The sequence below is a fragment of the Weeksella sp. HMSC059D05 genome (assembly GCF_001809725.1).
Taxonomy (GTDB): domain Bacteria; phylum Bacteroidota; class Bacteroidia; order Flavobacteriales; family Weeksellaceae; genus Weeksella; species Weeksella virosa.
In genome coordinates, this window is the sequence record NZ_KV798514.1 from 80,766 (window position 1) to 105,980 (window position 25,215).

The following is a 25,215-nucleotide window of genomic DNA, read 5'->3' on the forward strand; positions in this document are numbered from 1 at the left end:
TTTCATTTTTCTAAGCTAGGAACTAGCTGTTTTTTTCTCTCTAACCCAAAATATATTGATAGACCGAAAATAAATCTTGGTTATTTTGCATATTTACTTCTAAATCTTTTACAAGACCATTGCTCACTGCATATACCCAACCATGAATGCTAAGAGCTTGATTATTCCTCCAGGCATTTTGCACAATAGAGGTTTTGGCTAAATTATATACCTGCTCTTCGACGTTAATTTCGATAAAACGATCAAAACGTTTGTTAACATCTTCTATAGCATTCAGTTCGCGTTTATTTAGTCGATACACATCTTTTATATGACGTATCCAATTATCTATTAAGCCTACAGAAGTGTTTTCCATCGCTGCTTTAACGCCCCCGCATCCATAATGTCCACAAACAATAATATGGCGAACCTTTAGAATATTCACCGCATAATCCAAAACAGAAAGCATATTCATATCCGAATGAACCACCAGATTAGCGATATTTCTATGCACAAAAACTTCTCCTGGTTGCGCACCAATAATTTCATTTGCAGGAACACGACTATCTGCACAACCAATCCATAAAACTGGCGGTTCTTGACCATTGGCCAAACGAGTGAAGAATTCTTGATCGTGCGATAGCTTTTCTTCTACCCATTTTCTGTTATTGTCTAATAATTTTTTATAAAATTCGGTATACATATAGAAGCGTAATTTATCAATTTGTTAATTTTCGTGCTAAAAGTAGCAATATGTTCATTAAATCTGCAACATTTCTTTGAAGAATTTATCAAAACATGAAATGAAATTGTAGCTTTTCTATGGCCCTGATTACTTTTGTATATCTTTCTACCAGAAAATAGATTATGTAACCTTTGATACAGTCTATGATAAACGCAAATAGTATTTTTGTATAAAAGCTAAGGTAAATTGGAATTATGTTTTGCCAAAATAAAGAAAAAACAAGTTAAGATGAATAGTACAACAAAATTGCTGAAAAATAAATCATTTTGGTTATTGATAATGATTTTTCATATGCAATGCATATTTTCACAAGTTCCTTTTTTCGAGCGAGTATACGATGAAACTCTTTCACAAGCCAGCTATGTGATAGCTGATCCCGATACAAAAGAAGCAATTGTCATAGATCCCAAAAGAGATGTTGATACGTACTTGACGATCGCCCAAAAAAACAACCTGAAAATTACCAAAATTACCGAAACGCATATTCATGCCGATTTTCTTAGCGGATCGCGAGAGTTGCAAGCAGCTACAAAAGCAAAATTATTGCTCTCGAACGAAGGTGGAAAAGATTGGCAATACGAATTTGCTCATGAACCTCTGAAAGATGGTGATGTGATAAAAGTAGGGCGATATACGCTAGAGGTGATGCATACGCCAGGACATACGCCCGAAAGTTTAACTTTCCTTTTGAAAGGTGGAAAGCTGCAACCCATTCGTGCCATAACTGGTGATTTTATTTTTGTAGGGGATGTTGGTCGACCAGATTTGTTAGAGAAAGCGGCTGGACAACAAGGTAGGCAAGAAGAAGCAGCCAAACAATTGTTTGCCTCAATCAAGCGTTTCTCTCAACTGCCCGATAATACAGAAATTTGGCCAGGACATGGTGCAGGTTCCTTTTGTGGAAAAAGTTTGAGTAACATTCCGCAATCGACTTTGGCCGAAGAAAAACAAACAAATGAAGCCTTGAAGATAAAAGAAGAAGCATCTTTTGTTCGGTATATTTTAGAAGGTCAACCAGAACCCCCAGCGTATTTTGCAGTGATGAAACAGCTAAATAAAATTCAACGTCCATTGCTGATCCAAGTGCCAAAACATCCTTTTCTTACCAAAGAAGAAGTGGATCGCGCTCGACAAAATAACGTATTGATTGTAGATACTCGTAAAAAAGAAAATGTACAAAAAGGATTTATTCCAGGAAGTGTGCATTTCGAAAACGGAAAAATGTTATCGACTTTCATGGGTTCGTTGATCGATTATCAACAACAACTATTGATCGTGGCGAAGGAAGAAGAGCGCGACGATATTACGAGAAAATTGATGCGTATCGGGATGGATAATATTTATGGTTTTGTGTCGGATGTGCATCAACAAAGCTTACCATTGTTGAGCTCAAAAATTGTTGATATTGATGGATTTAAAAAATACTTGAATCGCTCAGATGTTCAGTTGATAGACGTACGAACAGTAGGAGAATACAAAGCTGGACATATCCAAGGATTGCAAAATATTCCGTTGAATACTATCGAGCAGGACTTATCCAAAATAGATAAAAATAAACCCGTAGTTCTTCATTGTCAGAGCGGTGTTCGTGCAGCAATGGCGTATTCTATCCTTCGAAAAAATGGTTTTGAGAATATTATTAATTATTCGGGTGGGATCAACGATTGGGTAGAAAAAAAGAACGAATTGGTACAAGAAAAATAATTTTTTATCAAGCGTTTGGTTGATTATTCAAACGCTAAATTGATTCAATTTATACTTTACAAAAAAGGATTTTCGGGTTGAATAGTAACCTGAAAATCCTTTTGTTTTTTAGCGAGATTTCTGCTTTCTCATACCTTTTGTTCTGTAACAATTGTTACTGCCTAAAACGGGTTTTGGGATTAGTTTTGTAACGATAACAAGTATACAAAGATGATAGGAGTAGAAACTATAGGATATATTTTGGCTGTTTTGGTAGGAGTGTCTCTGGGATTAATCGGGAGTGGAGGTTCTATTTTAACAGTGCCTATATTGGTCTACGTCATGGGAGTAAATCCAGTTTTGGCAACGGCCTATTCACTTTTTGTGGTCGGGACAACCTCTTTGGTTGGGGGAGTGCAAAATGCAATGCAAAAGAAAGTAGATTTCAAAACGGTTTTTATTTTCGGGATTCCTTCCATTGCTGCTGTTTATCTCACCCGCGCTTACCTCATCCCGTTGTTGCCCGATGTGCTTTTGCGGATAGGTGATTTGGAGTTGACCAAGTCGATCGGTTTAATGATTTTGTTTGCTGTTGTGATGATTTTGGCTTCTGTCTCTATGATTCGCCCTTGTCCTTATTGCCAAGATCAAAACAAAGACGAAATACAATACAACTATCCGATGATTTTGTTAGAGGGCGGCTTGGTCGGAGTTTTAACCGGTTTGGTCGGTGCAGGAGGTGGTTTTTTAATTATTCCCGCTTTGGTTTTGTTGGCGAGAATGCCCATGAAATTAGCTGTCGGCACCTCGTTATTCATCATCGCAATCAAATCTTTGTTAGGATTTTTGGGAGATATAAACAACGGCGAAATAATCGATTGGCAACTCTTGTCTATCTTTACAGTATTAGCGGTTGTGGGAATTTTTATCGGAATTTTCTTATCGAAAAAAATTGCGGGAGATAAACTAAAAACGGCCTTTGGATATTTCGTTCTCGTGATGGGAGTTTACATTTTAGTTAAAGAGTTAATTTTATAATCATATAAAAAAAGAAAATATGTTTGGTTGGATGAACCGCTTATTGGGTAAGAAAAATAGAGAATTAGAAAACGCTTTGATGGCAAATCCGTATTTGGTCGATGTACGATCAGAGGCTGAGTTTGCCAACGGAAGTGTAGAAGGTGCTGTGAATATTCCGCTCGATAAAATAACAACACAACTAGAAACATTGCGTAAACATTCGTGTATTGTTGTGTTTTGTAGAAGTGGTTTCCGCAGTGGAATGGCCAAAAAAGTTCTTCAGCAAAAAGGAATTTTGGCTGTTGTCAACGGAGGAAAATGGCAACACGTACAGCGTGCGAAACAATCCATAAACCAAAAATCATAAACCATGAGAACACATATTTTTGGTTGGAATTTTATGAGAATTCTTCGTTTAGTGTTAGGGGTGCTCATCCTTCTACAAGCCTTTTTTACTAAAACTTGGATTTTTATCTTTTTCGGCTTACTGCTCAGTTATACTGCGTGGGAAAACACATTGGTTGCTGTAGAGAAAAAGCATGTAGTTTGCCCGAAACCCAAAAGAAAACTAGTCGATAAAAAATGGTTTTCTGAAGAAAAAAAGTGAAAAATATCATAAATAACACGATATTTAACCTAAATTGTCTACTAATGAAACGAATAATTGCTTGTTTAATTTTTTCTTATCTTTTGCTCTTCTCTTGTGATCAAAAGCAAGAAAAAAAACAAATCGAAAAAGAGGAGCTTTCAGCACTACGAGACAGCGCAGATTCTATAGCAACAAAAGCACAAATCCTACTGATGAAAAATGTTAGTAACGCAATCAGTAAAGGTGGAACTGAATATGCTGTGGAATTTTGTAATACAAATGCAGCTTTCTTAACAAATTCTTTGGCCGATAAATATCATATCACACTGAAAAGAATAACCAACAAACCACGAAATCCTGATAACGGTCTACAAACAACAACCGATAAAAAAGTATTCGAAAACTTTAGTATTAACAAAGATTTACAAGACTCTCTTTTGCAACAAGAACAAGGCTATGTCTATTACAAACGTATCAATCTAGCCATGCCTACATGTATCAAATGCCATGGGAATGTTGGCGAGGATATCGATAATAATACCTATCAGAAAATTAAAAGTCATTATCCAAGTGATCAAGCAATAGGCTACCGATTAAATGATTACCGTGCTTTATGGAAGATTGAATATAATAAAAAAACATTCACCCGCTTAGAATAGAGTTATACAACGAAAACAAAGAGTAAAAAGTCGAAGAATATCTTCGGCTTTTTTTTATGATTATTATCATAAGAAATGCTGCCAACAAAGACAAAAATCATGTATTAAAAGCCAATGGTTCGCTGACTATATTCGTAATTTTGCGACCTACAAAAATCAAACAATATTGAAAATTTTATATTATAGCTTTATTACTTTTCTCGTGGGAGTAGGAGTCGCGCTTGGGCAAGGGAAAGAAAATAAAGGGAAGTTTTTTGTTTATTGGGGGTGGAACCATGCACAATTTGGCAAATCAGACATTCGATTTGTAGGCAAAGACTATGACTTTACTTTGGATCGCGTTGCGGCACACGACCGTCAGACTACATTTAGTCTGAAATATTTCAATCCAGGTAAAATGACAATTCCACAATACAATTTCCGATTAGGATACTTCTATCATGATAATTGGAATGTTTCTTTTGGGATCGACCACATGAAGTATGTGATGGATCAAGATCAAATCGTGAACATGAATGGGAATATCCATAACGGATCTGCTTTTGATGGCGATTATCACCATGTCAGTAAAAAATTAACCAAAGATTTTTTGACATTTGAGCATACCGACGGGTTGAACTATGCGAATATCGAACTTAGACGTTTCGACAATCTAGTATATTTCCCAATCTTGAAAAACAAAAAAGGAATCGATGTCAACCTCACCGAAGGAATTGGAGCAGGAATTTTATACCCTAAAACCAATACTCAATTGATGGGACAAGAGCGGTATGATGAATTTCATTTGGCTGGATTTGGGACTGGCTTGATGGTTGGAATCAATTTTACATTTTGGGACTACTTCTTTATACAGACCGAAATAAAAGGAGGGTATATTCGCATGAATGATATTCGCACCACAGCCGATAAAAGCGACAAGGCGAAACAATCGATCTGGTATTCTCAACAAAACATTGTATTCGGTGCAATAATTCCAGTTTTCAATTAAAAAATCAAGAATAAATCCTATTTTAGCTTACAAAAAAAACTATATGTTGAAGCAGACACTCCTCGTGTGCAGTATTTGCATAACTACTATTAGTATGGCTCAAAACTATATGACGCCCGAAAAATTGTGGCAAGTGAAAAAGGTAAGTCCAGTAGGATTAACCCACGATCAGAAAAAATTGGTGTACAAAGTGGCAACCCCCGACATAGAAACACAAGAAGATAAAGTTGCTTATTTTCAGGTTTCTTTGCAAGGTGGTAAAGCAGTGGAGGTACAAGATTATAAAAAATTAGTAATTGATAAAAATAAATCCAAAGACGGAACTAAAACGCTCAGTACCGAAGAGGTAAAACTGCAACGTGTGTATGGAAAAGATTATTATCCGCAATATCCAGAATCGAATTTACAAATCTATAACGAGCTCAATTATCGTCATTGGGATACTTGGAACAATGGAGAATTTACGCATGTTTTTGTTCAAAATAAAGGCATCAAAAAAGACATCTTGGCCGATGAACCATTTTCAGCTACCGAATATATATGGTCACCAAATGCCGATAAGGTTTTGTATGTAGCAAAAAAGAAATTCGGCACCGATTATGCACTCAGCACCAATACCGATATTTATGCGTATGACTTGGCTACAGGGAAAACCGAAAATCTTACCGAAGGAAAAATGGGGTACGATACGGCACCAAGTTTTTCATCACAAAATGATTTTGCTTTTTTATCGATGGAACACGATGGCTATGAGGCTGATAAAAATGATTTGATTGTTCGTCGTGGAAATTTAGAAGTTAATTTGACCAAACATTGGGACGGAACCGTTTTCGGATATAAGTGGAGCGGAGATGGTAAGAAAATCTATTTCAATGCACCGGTAGGAGGAACCGTACAGTTGTTTTCGGTTGATGTGAATTTCGACACCAAAAACTTACCTAAAATAACCCAGATAACCGATGGGCAATTCGATATTGCAAATCTGCATGAAGTAGTCGGCAACAAAGCAATTGTAAGTAGAACCGATTTCAATCATGCGGCAGAAATATACACGGTTGACCTAAAATCAGGTCAACTTTTTGCTCTAACACGTGAAAATGAAATTTTGTTCAATTCTATTGAGAAAAGTGAAGTAAAGAAAAGAATCGTCAAAACAACCGACGGAAAAGACATGGTTGTTTGGGTTATCTATCCGCCCAATTTCGATCCTAACAAGAAATATCCTACCTTATTATATTGTCAGGGAGGTCCACAATCAGCTCTTTCTCAGTTTTATTCTACCCGTTGGAATTTTCAGCTAATGGCAGCAAATGGTTATATTGTCGTAGCACCCAACCGAAGAGGAATGCCCGGGCATGGAGTAGAGTGGAATGAGCAAATCTCCAAAGATTGGGGTGGACAAGTGATGGATGATTATCTTTCTGCAATCGATGATATTGCCAAAGAAAGCTATGTTGATGATAAAAAATTAGGAGCTGTAGGAGCATCCTATGGTGGCTACTCGGTCTTTTATTTGGCCGGAATTCATAATGGGCGATTCAAAACCTTTATTTCGCACAATGGAGTTTTTAATCTAAAATCTATGTACGGTACAACCGAAGAATTATTTTTCACCAATTGGGATGCTGGTGGTGCTTGGTGGGAAACAGATAATGCAGCCGCTGAGAAAACCTATAAAAATTTTGATCCTAGTGCGAAAGAAATGGTTAACAAATGGGATACACCCATGTTGATCTATATTGGAGGAAAAGATTACCGTGTACCGATGGGGCAAGGACAAGAAGCATTTCAGGTGTTACAACTAAAAGGGATAAAAAGTCGTTTGATTTATTTACCCGAAGAAAATCATTGGGTGTTAAAACCTCAAAACTCATTGATTTGGCACAAAGAATTTTTCAAATGGTTGAAAGAAACCATGAACTAAAGAATATTTATAAAGAAAAGACTTACCATTGGTAAGTTTTTTCTTTTAAATTTGAGAGGTGTTGATTGTAAAAGCTTTCACCCTTTCAGAAATCATAAAAACTGCAATATGAGTAGAGAAAATAACCGAATTTATTTTACCAACAGCCCTTTCAAGAATGGGCATAAAATAGTAGAATTTACCTGGAGAATGCATTTAGATGAACATCTAAAACTTTGGATGGATTTGCATTTAGAATCAGACAATTACGACGAAGAAGAAGAATACCAAGATGATGCCGATCTAATCGAAGACACCTCAGAAGAATATAGCGATAAATCTTTATGGATCAACTTCAACCAATGTATTCTTTCTAGTTTTTATTGGAACAATAAAGGTGTCGATCTTACTACCATACAAGAAAAATTAGACCTCGATAACTTGCATAATCAACTCTTTCATGTTGATCCACTACCAATAGATTTTCAATCTCCCGAAAATTTAGCTTTTGGTATTTCTATGCTAGGAAAAGATACTTGTGCAGATCATGAAATAACTTTCCTCAAACCATTCGACAACGATGATCTAGGTGTCTACGACATCAAATGGAAAGGCAAAGTAGCCAATACCCATTTTGGTGAACAAAGTTTCGATTATGAATTTTATGTGTACATGAAAAATATTCGTTTTGCAGGAGTTCATATAGATTCGTCGCTCGATAAAGACAAAGCATTTGCCTTTATCCAAGAATGTTTTGTGCAAGGTGATAAGCTAGAGCTGATGAGTTTGGATGAAATTAACGATACTTACCGAGCAGTACTCAAACGATGAAAACTAATAATAATTTCGGCAAGATAAAGCATAGATAGAAGTGATTATAATGATATAACATAAAAAGGGGCAATTCTTATTGAATTGCCCGTTTTTGTTTAGTGTAAAAATTAGTTTTCTAATAAATGTAGGATAGAAAAATCTAGCTTAATCAAAAGGTTGATCTTCACCAACTTTCGCTCTTTGAACATTGATTACAGCACGATTTTTTACTTCTTTACCATTCCCTAAAACAAAGGCAACTAAACTAAGATTGTTGGCATTGGTAACGTTGGCTGGTAAAGGAACCGAAAATTTTCGGGTATAAACACTCCCTTCTTTAATTTCTTCTTGTGGAATAATATCCCCAAAAATGTCGGTATACGCTTTTAGTAAAACGTGTTCTTGTGGGAAATCTGGAATCAATCTAGGCATCTCTGCATAGTTGCTCGCTGGATCACAAACCGCATTCGACCCTGCAAAATAATTGGTTTGATTATGTTTCAAACCATCCTCTATTAGAGTCACAACCAAACGTGCATCTGGAACACTATTCGTTGCGAAACCAACTTTTACAGTGATATCTAACTGCTGACCATTCAATGTAGAATTAATTGCCAATCCTAAATTGCTCGTTTTATTGAGATATTCATCCATTTGTGGACGATAGAGTAGAGGATCATTCGGGCAATTAGCTGTTTGGGTGAATTGATTCAGATCATAAATTCGGTTAATCTTACCCTTTGGTAAACCGTTTGCGTTATAATTATCTGGAGATTGCATTTGTTTGCTAAACTCGTATCGCCAAGGATCTGCCGGAATTCCGTCACTATGGATGGCAATCGGGATAATACGGTCGCTATATTCGGTAAGATAACGTAAAATAGTAACCATTCTTGGGCAATACCCACACCAAGTACCGGTGTAATCTTCTACCAAAACCTTTGTTGTAAAAGATGAAATAGGCTTTTCGGTTGCAGTAAATTTTTCTTTTTTAGATTTGATTCCGTTAAAGATGGCATGTACATTATATTCTCCAGCTTCAGATGGTTGGAAGGTTCTGCCTTCTATCGATTGCTCATTAACATAGTAAATGGCTTTATCGCTAACGTCGCCACCTAAGTTAGACTGAGCGGTGAAAGATACTTCGTCACCGACTTGAATAGTTTTCGGATGAATGCTAAGCGAGAGTGTTTCCTCAGGGATTGGTTCTTCAGTTCCACAACTCGAAAGTGTTAGAATCATCAAAAATAAAAATATAAAACTAATGAAAAAAAAATTATTTTGTTTGGTTTTTTCTCTTTTTGTATTCACAGCTTTTGCACAGAAAGCTGAGTTCCCAACAGCACCCTTAAAAGATCTAAAAGGTAAAACAGTAGATTTACGAGAACTTTCTACCGATGACAAACCAATGGTAATCGCTTTTTGGGCAACTTGGTGTGGACCGTGTATCCAAGAATTAAATGCTATTAATGATCAAATGGATGATTGGCAAAGTGAAACTCCTTTTGATTTCTATGCAGTTTCTTTGGACGATTCTAAAACAGTAGGCCGCGTAAATCCAATGGTAAACGGTAAAGGTTGGGATTTTAATATCTTATTGGACACCAACAACGACCTGAAACGTTTGCTAAATATTTCTTCACCACCTTACGTTGTAATCGTAAAAAACAAGGAAATTGTTTATCGACATGTAGGCTATCAGCCAGGTTCTGAAGTTGAATTGTACGAACAAATCAAAGATTTTTCTAAATAAACAATACATTATTACCTTACAAATTAACACATGAAAAAATCTCTAATTTTATTATCGCTGGTTTTCCCAACGTTATCTCTATTGGCGCAAGTAGATCTTGGACCAGGTTCGCTGACCGGGAGCATAGAGTCTACAGGACAATGGTATCAAGACGATAAAGATCTTAATTTCGAGCAGCCCGACGATCCTTTTCGGTCTAATAATTATATTAAATTCGACTATACTTTAGGTAAATTTTCGGCAGGTATGCAATATGAGGCTTATTTACCTTCTGCTTTGTTGGGTTATTCAGAAAAATTAAATGATAATAAAATAGCCACGTATTATTTCCGGTACAAAGGCGATAAAGTAGACGTAACAGCAGGTAATTTCTACGATCAATTCGGTAGTGGTTTAGTCTACCGTAGTTGGGAAGATCGACAAATTGGGATCAATAACAGCATGCGAGGAGTTCGCGTGGCGTATACACCAAATGATTTCACAACCTTGAAGGGTATTGTCGGTAATCAACGCATTGGTTTCGAAACCTCTGCCGGAACAATTGGTGGATTGGATTTGGAGACGAATCTTTTACGTATGTTCAACTCAGAATCAAACAGCACTCTGAACTTAGGATTAAGCTACGTCGGACAACATGAATCGTATACAGGAGCTATAGAAGATTTCCCGCAAAACGCCAGTAACTTTTCTACCCGTTTAGGTTACTCAGGAAGCAGTGGTTTTTACGGTAATGTAGAATACATTCACAAAGGAGAACAGCCGGTTTTATCAGCTGGTGTACCCTCTGAAAAATATTACGACGGAAATGCTTTATTGATAAATACAGGATACTCTACTCGTGGTTTTGGTGTAAATGCAACCTTCCGACGTATGGAGAATATGGGAATGTACGCTGAGCGTGCTTTGAGTGAACCCTCTGCGAATGTGTACAACGAAGGAATCGTGAATTATATTCCGGCACTTACCAGACAACACGACTATTTGTTGACCAACATTTATGTCTATCAAGCACAACCGAATATCAATTTCGAGAAAGAAGAAGCTGGTGAAATCGGTGGGCAACTCGATTTGTATTACAACTTTAAGAAAGGAAGTGCACTTGGTGGAAAGTACGGAACAAAATTAGCCGTCAATGCATCATACTGGAATGGGTTGAATGCAAATTTTGATGGCGATTATTACGGTACAAAATATTTTGATTTTGGAAAAAAATTCTTTCACGATGTCAATTTCGAAATCAATAAAAAATGGACAGATAAATTTTCGATGATTTTCACGTATGCCAATATCTATTACAACAAAGGAATTGTAGAAGGTGGAAATTATTCATCTATTCTATCGAATGTAGTGGTCGGAGATTTCTTGTACAAACTCAATCCGAAAAATTCGGTTCGATTCGAGTTGCAACACCTTCAGACCAAACGCGATCGAAAAAACTGGGCGGCAGCTTTGGTAGAATATAATTTTAATTATAATTGGAATTTTTATCTGTCTGACACCTATAATTATGGGAATGACGACAAAGACAAACGCTTTCATTATTACAGTGTAGGAGGAAGTTACTCGAAAGAATCAACTCGTGTTTCCTTAAATTACGGACGTCAACGTGGAGGATTGATTTGTGTAGGAGGTGTTTGTCGTTTCGTACCAGAAAATACAGGACTTACCGTTTCGTTATATCAATCATTCTAATCGGCGGTTTGTTTTCCTAAAGAAAAACTATTTATTAAAACACAACAATATGAAAAAAAAATTTACAAACTACTTGGTAGCATTTTTGTTACCTGTGGCAGCTTTTGGGCAAACGATTGTTAGTACCACAGCCGAAAATAAGAAAGTTGTCTTAGAAGAATTCACAGGTGTTAAGTGTGGGTATTGTCCCGATGGGCATGCAATTGCAAAAGCTATACAAGAAGCGAATCCAGGAAAAGTATTTTTGATCAATATACACCAGGGAGGTTATGCGAATGCTACGCCCGATTTTAGAACACCGTACGGAAATGCGATAGCAAACCAAAGTGGATTAAATGGATATCCTTCGGGGACAGTTAATCGTCATGTATTTACGAATCCAGCTCCGATGACCGCAGGTGGCACAGCACTAAGTAGAGGTGGATGGACTTCTGCTTCGAATCAGATCCTGTCTCAACCTTCTTATGTGAATTTGGGTATGGAAGCCTCATTGAATGTAAGTACACGTGAACTGGTGGTGCATGTAGAAGCTTATTATACCGGAGATAGTCCTGTGTCGACGAATAAACTGAACATTGCAGTTTTGCAAAATAATACCAAAGGACCACAAGCAGGTGGAGGACAAGGCAGTAATTACATACACATGCATCGTTTAATTGATTTGATTACAGGACAATGGGGAGAGGAAATCACTACTACCAAGGCAGGCTCTTTTGTCGATAGAACCTTTACAGTAACTTTACCAGAAGCACATAATAATGTTCCTATTGTGCCAGATGATATCGAGTTGGTTGCGTTTATAGCAGAAGGAAATCAAGAGATTATGACTGGTGCAGGAACAATACCAGATTTCACAGGAATCGCTAAAGCAAATGAAATTGAGGTAAACTCTATCGAAACTATTTTACCAAATTGTCTAGGAAAAATAAATCCAGTTATCGGAATTAAAAACAACGGACAAAATACCTTGACATCATTGCTTATTACGTACAAAATCAATGGAGAAACCCATACGTATACATGGACAGGTGAATTAAAAGCATTGAATCGTACGACAATAGAATTGCCTGAAACACCTTTTACGGTTATCGATAATAATTCAGTTGAAATTATTTTACCAGACGATGAAGACAACTCGAACAACACGATCAGTACAAGCTTCTTAAAAGCGAAAGAGTCATCTAATTCATTAACTTTAACTTTGAGTACAGATCAATACGGGATAGAAACGTCTTGGAAGATTCTAAATTCTGCTGGTACGGTTGTGTACGAAGGAAAAAACTATGGTAATAATCAAACTTATACTATTCCGATTGAGTTAGAAGGTGTAGATTGTTTCCAGTTTCAATTAATAGATTCGTACGGAGATGGAGGGAAATCAGTGAAATTAGTCGACCATAACGGCGTAGTTTTATATCAAACAATTGGTAATTACGGGAAAGGAGCAACGGTAAATTTCTCTACAGACGGGACAATGTCTACGACAGAATTTGGCAAAAATGGTTTAGAGGTTTATCCAAATCCATCGACCGGAATAGTACATGTTGAGCTGAAAACGAAATCGCAAATAGAAGTGATGGATATGGCAGGACGTAAACTATACACCAAAGACCACAACTCGGGCAAAGCGACACTAGATTTGAGTGGTTTCGGAAAAGGAACCTATGTAGTGAAAATCAACGATGGCACATCTATTTCGACCAGAAAAGTCATCATTAAATAACATAAACTTTTTATCAAGTGGTAGAGTAATACTCGACCACTTGGTTTATTAACACTTTAATATTATGAAAAAAATTTTAGTACTCACCTCATTCCTATCTTTAATAGGATTTAGCCAAGCTCAAAACCAAAAATTTACGGTTTCTAATTTAGATGGCGTAGAATATGAAAATAACTCGGTACATGTTTTTAATGTATTTGGCGACATGACGCAAGATGTTACGGACGATATTAAACTGTACTATGTTCTGAAAAATGTTGGTAACGAAACAATAATCGCAGCAGGAGAAGTAATCGAGATGACCAATGCAGATGGTGAAATGGCACAATTCTGTTTCGGAGGAGATTGTTATTACCCTGTAGTAAAAAATTATTTCTACCCTAATGGCGGTGCACATATTGCTCCTGGAGAAGTACAAAGTATGTATGATTACTTTGCAAACTTCGAAGGTGGAAGTGATGTTGTAGAATATAAATTCCGTTTCTTACAATTGGATGCAAACGGACAAGAACTACCCAATACGTCTTTTTACCTAACGTATCGTTACGAGAAAAACATGGGGGTTAGTGATGTGAGTTCTTCTATTTCTATAGCAGAAGTGGCACCAACTGTAGCCAAAGATTTCACTACCGTTCATCTCAAAGAAGATGCAAAAACTAACATCCTTTCCGCAACTGGTCAGTTGCTTAAAACAGTAGAACTGAAAGCTGGAAAATCGAACCTGAGTTTAGCTGGTTTTGCCAAAGGTATTTATTATTTACAATTCAATGGTGTTTCGGGGAAAACCACAACTTCTAAAATACTTGTGAAATAATTTTTACATTTCTATAATCTTCAATAAATAAAAAGTCCACCGCTTGGTGGACTTTTTTTGTAAGTAATTACAATATTTCTTATTTATTGAGTTTGGCTAGTTTCTTACGATTTGCAAACGCTACCATTAACCCTGCTGCTAGCAAATAAGGGATGTAATCGTTGATTGGTAGACCTGGTTCTGGATCTTCTTCGTCTATACCACCATCTGTACCAGGAGTGCCAGGAAGACCTCTTTCTGCATTATTGAAAAAGCTATGTCCTTCTTCTTGGTTATCACTCTTGAAGAATTGTGCATTCGCTGTGAAGAATAATCCTGCAACGAAAAGTACTGTAAGTTTTAGTTTATTGATGTTCATATTAACAAGGTTTAAAAGAAGAGTATCCGAAAATACTCTTCTAGATTAGTATTCTTATTTGATAATTACTTTTTGGGTAAGTGTTTGTCCATCTTTTGTCGTTGCTTTCACAATCATTACACCTTTAGCAGAGGTAGAGATGATGTGCTTAGCTTCATTAATGTTGTTTTTAGCGTATACTACACGTCCTTGTACATCCATTACTTCTACCGAAGATAGATTGTTTTTTGCCTCAACAACAACTTGGTTATTTTGGTTGTAAACAGCTATTTGCGCTTGGTTGAAGAAATTATTGGTTCCCATTGTACGGTTTTCGTATACTACTACAAAACGATCGTTGTTTACACCTTCTGTCGCTTGGAAAGTATACGGTGTAGCTAAATTGTGTACAGTTTCGGTTTGATTATCTACCAAGAATATAGCTTGACCTTCTGCAAATAAACCATCTGTTTTTGCAATCGAGATTGTGTAGGTACCCGCAGTAAGCGCATTGAAACCTAAAGCAACTTTATCTTCTCGGTCGAATGGTAAACTACGCGATTGAATGCTGTAAGCTTCATTGTCGATTACTTGGTATAATGAAGTCATATCAGAAGTGATTGATTTTGCATCCAATTGTTTGTCGATACCATGAGTAGCACCTGTCATATAGGCTAATAAAGTGTTGTTGATGATCTTATTATCGCTACTCAAACTCAACCAAATGCGGTTTCTTTCGATGTTGTTTTTATGGAAAATAGCAGCATCTTTCGTACGCATTTCGTTATTGAAAACAATAGACCCTGCATGGGTAGCTTCTACGAAGAAACCTTGTCCTGATGCAATGTTCTCTAAATCGTCTAAATCAGTACCACCTGCTCTATTGTAGGTAAGATAATTGTTGGCGAATTCCGCAGAACCTACTGCATGTGCATGCGTCCAGAAATGTACAGAGTTTACAATATCTATATTATTGAGTAAGAATCCAATTCCATCGATAGAAGAAGCATAAGGGTTTCCTATCAAATTGAATCCTTGACCAGTTTTGCTAACATTTACTGTATACGTACCGTTATTCAATTTACCGATGAATTTACCTTCGTGTACCGCTTCTGTTCCGCTTGCTAAAGTGTTTTTCACACGAATTGCATAACCATTTCCAGTTGCGAAGTTCACGTCTGCAGCATCTTCTGTATTGAATATGTTTTTATAAGTATGGTTTGCTTCATCAAACGTCCAAAAACGGTTGAATAATGTTTCTGGTGAGAAAGCTCTTACACCTTGTCCTGTTACTGGTGCAGACCACAACGTCATATCATTTCTTACCATAGGAGTACTGTTACGTAAGATTGTAATCTCTCCAATATTGGTAACATCTTGTGATTGTAGAATATTAGCATTGTTTTCTACAACGAAAGCTGCCGCATTCGCTTTGTTTTCTATAACACCTTGTACAGAAAGGTTATATCCTGTCTTCACGGTAACCGAACCTTCTGTTTCGATTGTGAAAGATTTTGCTTCTATGTCTTGGGCAATCTCTAAAGCCCCCGAAACTACAACATTCTTTTGTGCTGTTGGTAAACCATTAGACCATGCTGTTCCGTCCCATGTAGTTTGGTTAGCAGGTTCTGCTCCGCCTGCGTTGCATACAGAAATGTTATCCAAGAATGCACGTTTTTCAGAGGTTGCAAATGTAATGGTAGAATTTGCTTCTACATCAGAAAAATGTAAAGTTACGGTTTCGAAATTATCAGCCATTTTTGCTGTATAGATAGCTGTTTGTGTTTGCGACCCTAAGGTTACTAAGATGTCACCTTCTACGTTTGTCCATCCTTTTACATCGAAAGTTACGCTAACATCTCCTTGGATATTGTCCAATACCTTAGAGGTGATGCTTCCTGCTCTTTTAGATGCACCTAATTTTACAGCATCACCAGCTTGGTAAGCAGAAGATACTGTCGGGAAGTTTTCGTTTCCTTTCCAAGTAGAATTTGAGCCTGTTGTACCAGTGTTATTTCCTTCAAGCCCATCGAATTTTTCTTCGAAGCAATCAGTCAAGACAGGCTCATCAGCAATCTTGAAAGTGAAATCTTTTTGGTCTGATCCGTATTTATTTGTAGCGGTTACGGTTGTAATAAAAGTTCCTGCTTTCTCAAAAGTACCCGAGAAAACTCCGTTATCAAAAGTTATTCCTTGAGGTAAATTTGTGGCAGTCCAAGAAGTAGGATTGTTGTTCGCCGTTACCGCAAAAGATAAACTACCCCCAAAAACACCTTCGATTGTAGTTTGTTCAGTAGTGATTACCGGTGGCTCGTTGGTTGGGGTGCCAATCTGATTGAGGATAGTAACATTAGACAAAACTAATCGAGGATTCTTGCTTCCTGTAATAACAAGAGCATATCTTGCAGTCTTAGGGGTCGCAGTAGAATATTGGATTTGTCCAATATTACTTCCTGTAGCTACAGAATACCAAGAGTTTCCTTCGTCAACAGATTCATAAATGTACCAATTGCTTACAGTTCCATATGTTTTCCCTGTCTCAATTTTAAAGTCTGATACATTTTCAATATCCCATTGCATTTCAATTGATGAACCTTGACCAGATAAATTGAATTTACTTGGGATATTAGATTGTTTATTGTGCCCCAATCTAAATTCATCATTTCCATAATAAGCTGCAGATGCAAACCAATTTCTATTCTCTAGTTCAATTACTAGGTCTGTTCTATACGTACCACCAGCTCCTTGCTGATTATTAAAGTGGGCTTCATAAGCCACATTCTGCCCTAAGGCGGTTGAGGAGATCAGTCCCATCAGGACAATCATCCAATTCATAAAATAAAAATGTTTCATTATAGATTAACTGTTTAGTTATTTGTTTACAAAATTAATTCTATTTTGTAGCCTTTTTACAAGAAAATTAATTGATAACTATAATATAATATTCCTCTAATTTTCATTTAAAGTTCTCATTTTTGCTTATAATTTACGAAATTTGTAAGACTTAAAACAAGATTATGTCAATACCTACAATAAAAACCCTAAACCCATTTACCGAAGAGATAGAAAAAATATTCGAACCCCATACCCAAGATCAAATCGAGACGTTTTTGTCAGATGCACAAAGATGTTTTTCCACTTGGCGATGGGAAACTTTCGCCCATCGTGCAGAAATTGTACAAGGTGTAGCCGAAGAAATGCGAAAGAACAAACAAAAATATGCCGAACTCATTACCAAAGAAATGGGGAAACCCTATAGAGAATCATTGATCGAGGTGGATTATTCGGCCAATATTTTCGAGTATTTCGCTAAGAATGCCGAGCAGTTTTTGGCAACATATCCCGTACAAACCGAAAAAGGTGAAGCTTATGTAGTATCCGAACCAATCGGTGTCCTTTTGGGTGTGATGCCATGGAATTTTCCATTCTCACAAATCGCTCGTTTCGTAGCGCCAAACCTTATGGCAGGGAATACGATTGTCCTGAAAACAGCCTCCAATATTCCGCAATGTGGCATGGCATATGACGAAATTTTTGCCGCTGTACAGGCCCCAAAGGGATTGTATAAAAATCTATTGATTTCAGGTGGCAAAGTCGGGCAATTGATCGATAACCCAATCATCAAAGGAGTGTCGCTCACCGGATCAGATGTAGCGGGTGCTTCGGTAGGAGAAATTGCCGGACGCAACATAAAACGCTCTGTGTTGGAGTTGGGCGGTTCTGATCCAATGATTGTTTTGGCCGATGCTGACCTGGAAAAAGTAATGAAAGGTACTATCAACGGTCGTTTGAGAAATGCTGGGCAAGCCTGTACTTCATCCAAAAGAATCATTGTGCACCGCTCGTTGTACGATACTTATAAAGAACAATTATTGACCTACATGAAAAACATGAAAGTAGGCAACCCAATGGAAGAAGATACACTCATGGGACCAGTATGTACTAAAGGTGCATTGGAAAAACTTCTACAGCAAATAAACGACTCTAGAGCCAAAGGAGTTCAGGTTACGTTGGGCGGAGAACGCATGCACGAGAAAGGTTTCTTTTTGGCTCCAACCGTTCTCGAGAATATTACCAAAGGAACGCCTGCATACGACGAGGAAATTTTTGGACCTGTGGTCTGTCTTTTCCCTTTCGATACCGAAGAGGAAGCGATAACCTTGGCAAACGACACTATTTATGGATTGGGCGCATCGATCTACTCAGAAAATATAGAATATGCACAACAATTGGCGCGTAAAATAGATTCGGGAATGGTCTATATCAACAAGCAAGTTTCTTCGAGTGAAGAATTGCCGTTTGGCGGAACAAAACGTTCGGGTTATGGGCGAGAATTATCAAAAGCTGGAATAGAAGAGTTTGTGAATAAAAAACTAATCTTCACCCTAAGATAATTTTCGGTAGGATGAGCAACAGAACAGTTTTTTCGGTAAGAAAATAAACTTAATAAAAAAGGTTACGAGCATCTGCTCGTAACCTTTTTTTGTTGTTGGAACATTACTATTCTTTATTTATCAATTTGTGCGGGTGTCTATCCAATAGATAATTCTCTAAATTAAAAAGATTTTGTTATGACTTTTGGGTTTCGTCTTGATGAACATCCTACCAAAATCTGAAAAGAATATCCATCGAAAACAAGATTTAGAATTCGCTAACAAAGTGTAATTTTATTGATGGATATTTTTCTTGCGTCATCTGAATTGTGAAAGCAGAGTCGGCCAAAAACACCAACTGATCAAATTTATCGCGTGCCAAATACCGTTGTTTTACGCGTTTAAAATCTAAAAATTCTTCCGATTTTTCATTGTCTACTTCTACCCAACAAGCTTTGTGCACAGAAAATGGTTCGTACGTAACCTTGGCATTGTACTCATGTTCTAAACGGTACTGAATAACCTCATACTGAAGGGCACCCACCGTACCAATTACTTTTCGGTTGTTTATTTCTAAAGTAAACAATTGCGCAACCCCTTCGTCCATCAATTGTTTGATTCCCTTTTCTAATTGTTTTGCCTTCATCGGGTCGGCATTGTTGATATAGCGGAAATGCTCTGGTGAGAAAGACGGAATTCCCTTGAAATGGAAGTTCTCGCCTTCGGTAAGTGTATCGCCAATCCTGAAGTTTCCGGTGTCGTGTAAACCAACGATATCACCGGCAAACGATAGATCGACGATTTCTTTTTTGTCGGCAAAAAATGCATTTGGCGAAGGGAATTTCATCGACTTCCCTTGGCGTACGTGTAGATAGTTTTTATTTCGCTCGAATTTTCCTGAAACTATTTTCACAAAAGCCAAACGGTCGCGGTGTTTCGGATCCATATTCGCGTGAATTTTGAATACAAAGCCCGAGAATTTATCTTCGAACGGATCTACAATTCGCTCGTCTGTCGCTTTGGGTTGTGGCATGGGAGCAATATCGACAAACGCATCGAGTAACTCTCGTACTCCAAAATTATTCAAGGCAGAGCCAAAAAATACCGGTTGTAATTTTCCCTCTAAATATGCTTGATGATCGAATTCTGGATAAACCCCTTCGATAAGGTCGATTTCGCTACGTAGATTTTCGGCATAGCTTTCTCCTACAATGTCTACCAATTTTGGTGAGTTGAGGTCGTCTATTTTGGTTGTTTCTGATATTTTTTGTTTGTTGTCGGCAGAAAAAAGATTGATGTTTTTTTCCCAAATATTATAAATTCCTTTGAAGGTCGCCCCGATACCAATTGGCCAAGAAAGGGGAGTTACTTTTAATCCTAAATTTTGTTCCACTTCGTCCATCAAATCAAAGGCATCTTTTCCTTCGCGGTCCATTTTATTGATGAAAACCAACATCGGGATATTGCGCATTCGACAAACTTCTACGAGTTTGATGGTTTGCTCTTCGACCCCTTTTGCAACGTCGATCACCACAATTACCGAGTCAACAGCCGTAAGGGTACGGAAGGTATCTTCGGCAAAATCCTTGTGTCCGGGCGTATCGAGGATGTTGATTTTTTTGCCTTTGTACTCAAAAGCCAAAACCGAAGTAGCAACCGAAATTCCACGTTGACGTTCGATTTCCATAAAATCGGATGTCGCTCCTTTTTTTATTTTATTGCTTTTTACGGCACCCGCTTCCTGAATTGCACCTCCGAAAAGAAGAAGTTTTTCGGTAAGGGTAGTTTTTCCCGCATCGGGGTGAGCAATGATTCCGAAGGTTTTACGTTTTTTTATTTCTTGTTCTAAAGTTGCCATGGTTCGATTCTAAAAAAAAATTCAGAGTGCAAAGATAACAGATTCTTAATAAATTCTTTAGATTCGCCCCAAGAATAGAATAATATTTTATTTTTAGCGTTATACATAATTGGAGCGAAAGAAAAGGAAGAAAATGAAAAGACTTTTATTGTTGTGGGCATTGATATGCAGTTATACGGTTTTTGGACAAATACCAGAATTTCATGAGTTGAAAAATGGATTGAATGAAAATTTAATGTTAACTGAAATAAACCATAATTGGGATTTGGCTAAGAATGAAGTTGAGATTAATTGTAGAGACAATACTGTAGCAAAAGGAGATGGATTTAAGTATTTCATATATGAATCATCTTATAATACCGACTTTTCATTTGATTTACATTCTGCTAACAATGGGCTTTATTTTATTGTATGGAAATTGAAAAAAAGTGATGACAATGCACATATTTTCAAACCTAAAGATGGAGAATCTTCAAGAAAAACGATTGAGTACATTCGATCGATTGAGAAAGGTGTCAAGGGAGAATCAAAAGGGTTAAAAGAAAGCTCAACTCTAAAATGTGAAATTTATAACTTAAGCCCTTCACACGTTTATTCTGGATATTTAAAAGATTTTAGAGGTAATGATCAATTAAAGACTGGTGAAAAAATAATTATCGGTGTTTATGGGGAAGTAAATGCAAAGTTCGATATTATTGTGCATACGGTAGAACAAAAAACATTGGTCAAAAACACCGAATGCGAAGGCGGGAAATATTTGGTTGATGCCTTGCGAACAGAGGTTGCTACGGATGCTGAAGTACCGACTTCACAAGTTTCTTTTTACCAAGATGAGCAAATGTCAATTCCTTTTGGGGCAACTGAAATCACGAATAATCAAACGATTTATGCGGAAGTTTTAGATGCTTCAGATGACCTAAAATATGTGTATAAAGTAGACTTGGTTTTCAAACCGGTGTACGATTTTTCAACGGCTATTCGACCCGAAGCAGAAAGACAAATTGAGAGTTGTGCTACAACGATACAAATGACGGATCAACAATTGATAAATGCTATTCTCAATGTACCCAATGCTGCTGATTTCGCTATTGTCGAAAAAATAGATCAAGTCGGAAATCCGATAACGGGAAGTTTTCCGAATGATCAGACCATCAAAATAAAAGTTGAATACAAAGGAACACAATTTTGTTCTGCAACTTCTGATTGGATTACCTTAAAGTTTTCGAATGCAAATCCTACCTTCGATGCAGGAGCTGTTTTTAACAAAGATCTGTGTGAAGGTTCTTCTTTGAGTAGGGAAGAATTACGAACCTTATTGAAGGTTGCAACCAATCATACTTTAGTTGTTACGGGCTATGCGCCAGGAACGCCCATCACTTTCTCGGGAAATAATTCATTTGTTTTTCAAGTACAACTGATGGATAATGCCGACAATTCTTGTGTAAGCGTTGTAGCGAATTTTACCGTGAACAAAACAGAACCAATTGATTTAGAAACTTATGCTTTGAAAACGTGTGCAGTCGATTTGGAACAAAAAGATATTGATGATGCAATTGCATTTATAAGAAACGGAACATCAGCTACTTTGCGTTATTACGAAGATGGTTTAGAGATTGAAGAAGATGTTTTGTTGAGCTATATCACGGATAAAAATAACGGAGTAATTACCGTGAAAGGAGAATTAAATGGACATTGTGAAACTGAAGTAAAATGGACGTATGAATTAACAAAAAGCTCTATTTCTGTTACACAACCAATTCAGCCATTGCTATCATCTTGTTTGTCAGAAAATGAAAAGTTTGTGGTTTCTCAAACAGAATTAGAAACTTATTTGAGTTCTACTTTGGGATTGAGCAACGTAACGTATGAGTTTGGTTCGATCAGCTTTCCTATAAATATCGAGGCCAATCAAATGCAAATGGTCGATTTCACGATCAAGAAAAACGGTGAAACATGTAATACCGAAACCTTGCAGGTAGAAGTAAAAGCCATCAATCAACCCGATTTTGATTTGTCGAATTTACCTGAATTGACCGCTGATTGCGACGACTCAATAAAAATAACCAACGACTGGTTGAGGATGAATATTGGTAAGGATGTTTTGGATTACCCGATCTATATCAACGGAAAATTACACGACGAAAATAATTCTATAACAATAGCTTTCGGTACAGAATCGACAAAGACGATTTCTATAGAAATTAGAAATAAAACCGTTCAGACTTGTACAATTGCTTCTACCATCACTATCAATAAAGCCAAAGAATTTTCTGATGATTTGAGTGTGACGCAAGCATACTTTGATGAGAACCAAGTTAGCTTTTGCGAAAATGATTCGGATACGGCAATTGATCAAGTGAAAGACTTGTTGGCTAAAATACAAGAAAATCATCCTGGAGTTGTATTTGATCAAAATGCATTAGACCTTGTACAAGCTATGACTTCTCCTGCCGGAAAAGTGAAGGTTACAGTTAGAAGACATGACGAATGTAGTAGCAAGGATTTGTTTATTTCCTATCAAAAATATACGCAACCAACCATCGAATTGCCAGTATTTCCTGCACTTTGTTCGCAAGGAGTTTTTGATTTTGATATTACTACTCTTGGCAATTATGACGAGAATCTTACCTATACGATAATGAATGATGCGGGCGTTGAGATTTACCCCATAAATGACACTACTTATCAATTGCCAGTAGGAAGTAGTTATACGATTACGGCTGAATCAGAAAATGCTTGTACCTCTGATGTATATACTTTTACCATCGAAACCTTACCCGATCCGACGATAAAATCGATCACAATCGAAAACGGAACATTGACAGTAGAAGCCAAAGGAAATGGAGGAAGATTGGAGTATGGTATCTCGTACGATGGAGCGCTTCCTACCCAATGGCAAAGTAGTAAAAAATTCGAGTCGATCGAAGGTGGAAAAAACATTACAGTTTGGGTAAGAGAAAACGAATGTGGAGGCGTTTCGGTTTCTGGAATTTATGTGTTCGATTTGCCTAATTTTATTTCACCCAATGGAGATGGTAAAAATGATGTGTGGAAACCTTTGACCACATTTGATAGTCCTCATATTATGCGTTTGCAGATTTTCGATCGTTACGGACAAACACTTGTAAGAAAAGAAGGAAACGCCGAAATATTAAATTGGGATGGAAAAAGAAATGGTACACCAATTCCGTCAGGGGATTATTGGTATATCATCGATTATCCGAATGTTAACAACCAAAGTGTACAAATCAATATTAAGTATTCTGGTAACATTACAGTAAAAAATAAATAGTAATTTTACAGCGATTATTTGTCTTATGAAGAAAATTCTAACAACCCTTGTGATCGGTTTTGGTTCTCTGTTGCAGCAAGCAGAAGCACAACAATCTTTACCGTATTATAATCACTATTTGGTGACCGATAAAATGTTGATTAATCCCTCGTATGCTGGTCAAAACCCCGAGTATATCAGCATTAATGCAAGCAACAGAAATCAATGGGACGATTTGCCAAATAGCCCAAGAACCCAAACCATTAGTGCGCATGCAACGGTCATCGATCGTTTAGCAATAGGGACGTATTTCTTCAACGACCGAAATGGAGCTACCAAAATGAGCGGTTTCAATATGACGGCTGCTTATCATATTCCGGTTCAAGATTCTCGTGGGCACAATGAGTTACAAGATGTGGTATCTTTCGGACTTGGGGCTTCGTATTTCAATCAATCGTTCGATTTGTCAGATGTTGTGGTCAATGATCCTAACGATCCTTTGCTCAATAATGATCGTTACAATACGTTTATGATGAACTTAGGAATTTCTTTTCGATATGCCAATTTCTTTGGAGGAGTATCTGTACTTGATATTCCGATTGATAACAATCTTTATTATGTGAATAATTTCGAGCCGCTCCCGACAACCTATTATCTCAATTTAGGATACGAATGGTACCTTACAGAAGGCATCAACCTACAACCTTCTATTGTATACAACACCAATGCGAATCGATATAGTGGTCTAGATGCGAATCTCATTGCACATTTCGGTTTTGGGGATCGTGAGCAAGGCCTCGATGTTGGGATATCGTACAAGCAAGGCATTTCTAAAGATTACAAAGATCCTTTATTTGTTTCGCCCATCGTAAAGGTGAAAGTAGGTTCGCTAAAAGCCGGAATGTCGTATGATATTGGCTTGTCTGACTTTCAAGTTGACGGTCGTAAAAATGGATTTTTATTCAGTTTAGGTTTGGATCTAAGCAATCCACTGAACCCAGATTTCCGTTAATCG

Annotated in this window: 20 protein-coding genes; 15 read left to right on the forward strand and 5 right to left on the reverse strand. The window is 37.2% G+C overall.

All coding sequences use genetic code 11. From position 1 onward, the window contains the following. Positions 1 to 40 precede the first annotated feature (40 nt). Entirely contained in the window at positions 41 to 682 is a 642-nt protein-coding gene (gene can, locus HMPREF2660_RS00385; protein ID WP_013597579.1) for a carbonate dehydratase, read from the reverse strand. 270 nt (positions 683 to 952) lie between these two features. On the opposite strand from can, the gene HMPREF2660_RS00390 reads away from it, so the two are divergent. The 8 genes from HMPREF2660_RS00390 (at position 953) to HMPREF2660_RS00425 (ending at position 8,397) form a co-directional block, all read left to right on the forward strand. Next, the gene (locus HMPREF2660_RS00390) at positions 953 to 2,428 is read left to right on the forward strand and encodes an MBL fold metallo-hydrolase (protein ID WP_083299034.1); all 1,476 of its coding nucleotides are present in this window, start codon (positions 953 to 955) and stop codon (positions 2,426 to 2,428) included. Positions 2,429 to 2,638: 210 nt separating this feature from the next. Then, a complete protein-coding gene (locus HMPREF2660_RS00395; RefSeq protein WP_070485141.1) occupies positions 2,639 to 3,445 on the forward strand; it encodes a sulfite exporter TauE/SafE family protein in 807 nt (268 codons plus the stop codon). 31 nt (positions 3,446 to 3,476) lie between these two features. Then, positions 3,477 to 3,794, forward strand: coding sequence for a rhodanese-like domain-containing protein (locus HMPREF2660_RS00400; RefSeq protein ID WP_255356383.1), 318 nt, complete (start codon positions 3,477 to 3,479; stop codon positions 3,792 to 3,794). Between the two features lie 3 nt (positions 3,795 to 3,797). Then, entirely contained in the window at positions 3,798 to 4,034 is a 237-nt protein-coding gene (locus tag HMPREF2660_RS00405; protein ID WP_013597574.1) for a hypothetical protein, read from the forward strand. A 44-nt stretch (positions 4,035 to 4,078) separates the two neighbouring features. Then, the gene (locus HMPREF2660_RS00410) at positions 4,079 to 4,675 is read left to right on the forward strand and encodes a Tll0287-like domain-containing protein (RefSeq protein ID WP_013597573.1); all 597 of its coding nucleotides are present in this window, start codon (positions 4,079 to 4,081) and stop codon (positions 4,673 to 4,675) included. A 166-nt stretch (positions 4,676 to 4,841) separates the two neighbouring features. Beyond that, positions 4,842 to 5,663, forward strand: coding sequence for a hypothetical protein (locus HMPREF2660_RS00415; protein ID WP_013597572.1), 822 nt, complete (start codon positions 4,842 to 4,844; stop codon positions 5,661 to 5,663). 94 nt (positions 5,664 to 5,757) lie between these two features. Continuing rightward, positions 5,758 to 7,587, forward strand: a complete 1,830-nt coding sequence (locus tag HMPREF2660_RS00420) for a S9 family peptidase (protein WP_255356384.1) — start codon at positions 5,758 to 5,760, stop codon at positions 7,585 to 7,587. Between the two features lie 108 nt (positions 7,588 to 7,695). Continuing rightward, complete coding sequence (locus tag HMPREF2660_RS00425) at positions 7,696 to 8,397, forward strand: hypothetical protein (RefSeq protein ID WP_013597570.1); 702 nt, start codon at positions 7,696 to 7,698, stop codon at positions 8,395 to 8,397. 147 nt (positions 8,398 to 8,544) lie between these two features. Here the strand turns inward: HMPREF2660_RS00425 and HMPREF2660_RS00430 are convergent, their stop codons facing one another. Further along, positions 8,545 to 9,621 (reverse strand): Omp28-related outer membrane protein, encoded by a 1,077-nt coding sequence (locus HMPREF2660_RS00430; protein ID WP_041942040.1) that lies wholly within the window; start codon positions 9,619 to 9,621, stop codon positions 8,545 to 8,547. A 22-nt stretch (positions 9,622 to 9,643) separates the two neighbouring features. Between HMPREF2660_RS00430 and HMPREF2660_RS00435 the strand changes: the two genes are divergently transcribed. The 4 genes from HMPREF2660_RS00435 to HMPREF2660_RS00450 all read left to right on the forward strand — a co-directional run bounded on the left by HMPREF2660_RS00435 (position 9,644) and on the right by HMPREF2660_RS00450 (position 14,361). Further along, positions 9,644 to 10,132, forward strand: a complete 489-nt coding sequence (locus tag HMPREF2660_RS00435) for a TlpA family protein disulfide reductase (protein WP_070485147.1) — start codon at positions 9,644 to 9,646, stop codon at positions 10,130 to 10,132. Positions 10,133 to 10,162: 30 nt separating this feature from the next. Continuing rightward, positions 10,163 to 11,824: a DUF6029 family protein gene (locus HMPREF2660_RS00440; RefSeq protein WP_013597567.1), complete on the forward strand. Its 1,662-nt coding sequence runs from the start codon at positions 10,163 to 10,165 to the stop codon at positions 11,822 to 11,824. 49 nt (positions 11,825 to 11,873) lie between these two features. Then, positions 11,874 to 13,547, forward strand: a complete 1,674-nt coding sequence (locus tag HMPREF2660_RS00445) for a T9SS type A sorting domain-containing protein (RefSeq protein WP_070485149.1) — start codon at positions 11,874 to 11,876, stop codon at positions 13,545 to 13,547. 64 nt (positions 13,548 to 13,611) lie between these two features. Further along, positions 13,612 to 14,361: a T9SS type A sorting domain-containing protein gene (locus HMPREF2660_RS00450; protein ID WP_013597565.1), complete on the forward strand. Its 750-nt coding sequence runs from the start codon at positions 13,612 to 13,614 to the stop codon at positions 14,359 to 14,361. Positions 14,362 to 14,440: 79 nt separating this feature from the next. On the opposite strand, the gene HMPREF2660_RS00455 is transcribed toward HMPREF2660_RS00450, so the two are convergent. Both HMPREF2660_RS00455 and HMPREF2660_RS00460 read right to left on the reverse strand, forming a co-directional pair. Next, positions 14,441 to 14,719 (reverse strand): hypothetical protein, encoded by a 279-nt coding sequence (locus HMPREF2660_RS00455; RefSeq protein ID WP_013597564.1) that lies wholly within the window; start codon positions 14,717 to 14,719, stop codon positions 14,441 to 14,443. A 54-nt stretch (positions 14,720 to 14,773) separates the two neighbouring features. After that, the gene (locus HMPREF2660_RS00460) at positions 14,774 to 17,551 is read right to left on the reverse strand and encodes a T9SS type A sorting domain-containing protein (protein WP_070485151.1); all 2,778 of its coding nucleotides are present in this window, start codon (positions 17,549 to 17,551) and stop codon (positions 14,774 to 14,776) included. A gap of 164 nt (positions 17,552 to 17,715) precedes the next feature. Between HMPREF2660_RS00460 and HMPREF2660_RS00465 the strand changes: the two genes are divergently transcribed. Continuing rightward, complete coding sequence (locus HMPREF2660_RS00465) at positions 17,716 to 19,092, forward strand: NAD-dependent succinate-semialdehyde dehydrogenase (RefSeq protein WP_070485153.1); 1,377 nt, start codon at positions 17,716 to 17,718, stop codon at positions 19,090 to 19,092. Between the two features lie 247 nt (positions 19,093 to 19,339). Here HMPREF2660_RS00465 and HMPREF2660_RS00470 read toward each other — a convergent pair whose 3' ends face one another. Beyond that, positions 19,340 to 20,929 (reverse strand): peptide chain release factor 3, encoded by a 1,590-nt coding sequence (locus tag HMPREF2660_RS00470; RefSeq protein WP_013597561.1) that lies wholly within the window; start codon positions 20,927 to 20,929, stop codon positions 19,340 to 19,342. Between the two features lie 133 nt (positions 20,930 to 21,062). On the opposite strand from HMPREF2660_RS00470, the gene HMPREF2660_RS00475 reads away from it, so the two are divergent. Both HMPREF2660_RS00475 and HMPREF2660_RS00480 read left to right on the forward strand, forming a co-directional pair. Then, on the forward strand, positions 21,063 to 24,221 hold the full coding sequence (locus HMPREF2660_RS00475; RefSeq protein WP_070485155.1) for a T9SS type B sorting domain-containing protein: 3,159 nt from the start codon (positions 21,063 to 21,065) through the stop codon (positions 24,219 to 24,221). Between the two features lie 25 nt (positions 24,222 to 24,246). Continuing rightward, positions 24,247 to 25,212 carry a PorP/SprF family type IX secretion system membrane protein gene (locus HMPREF2660_RS00480; protein WP_070485157.1) on the forward strand — a complete coding sequence of 322 codons (966 nt, stop codon included), beginning with the start codon at positions 24,247 to 24,249 and terminating at the stop codon, positions 25,210 to 25,212. Positions 25,213 to 25,215 lie beyond the last annotated feature (3 nt).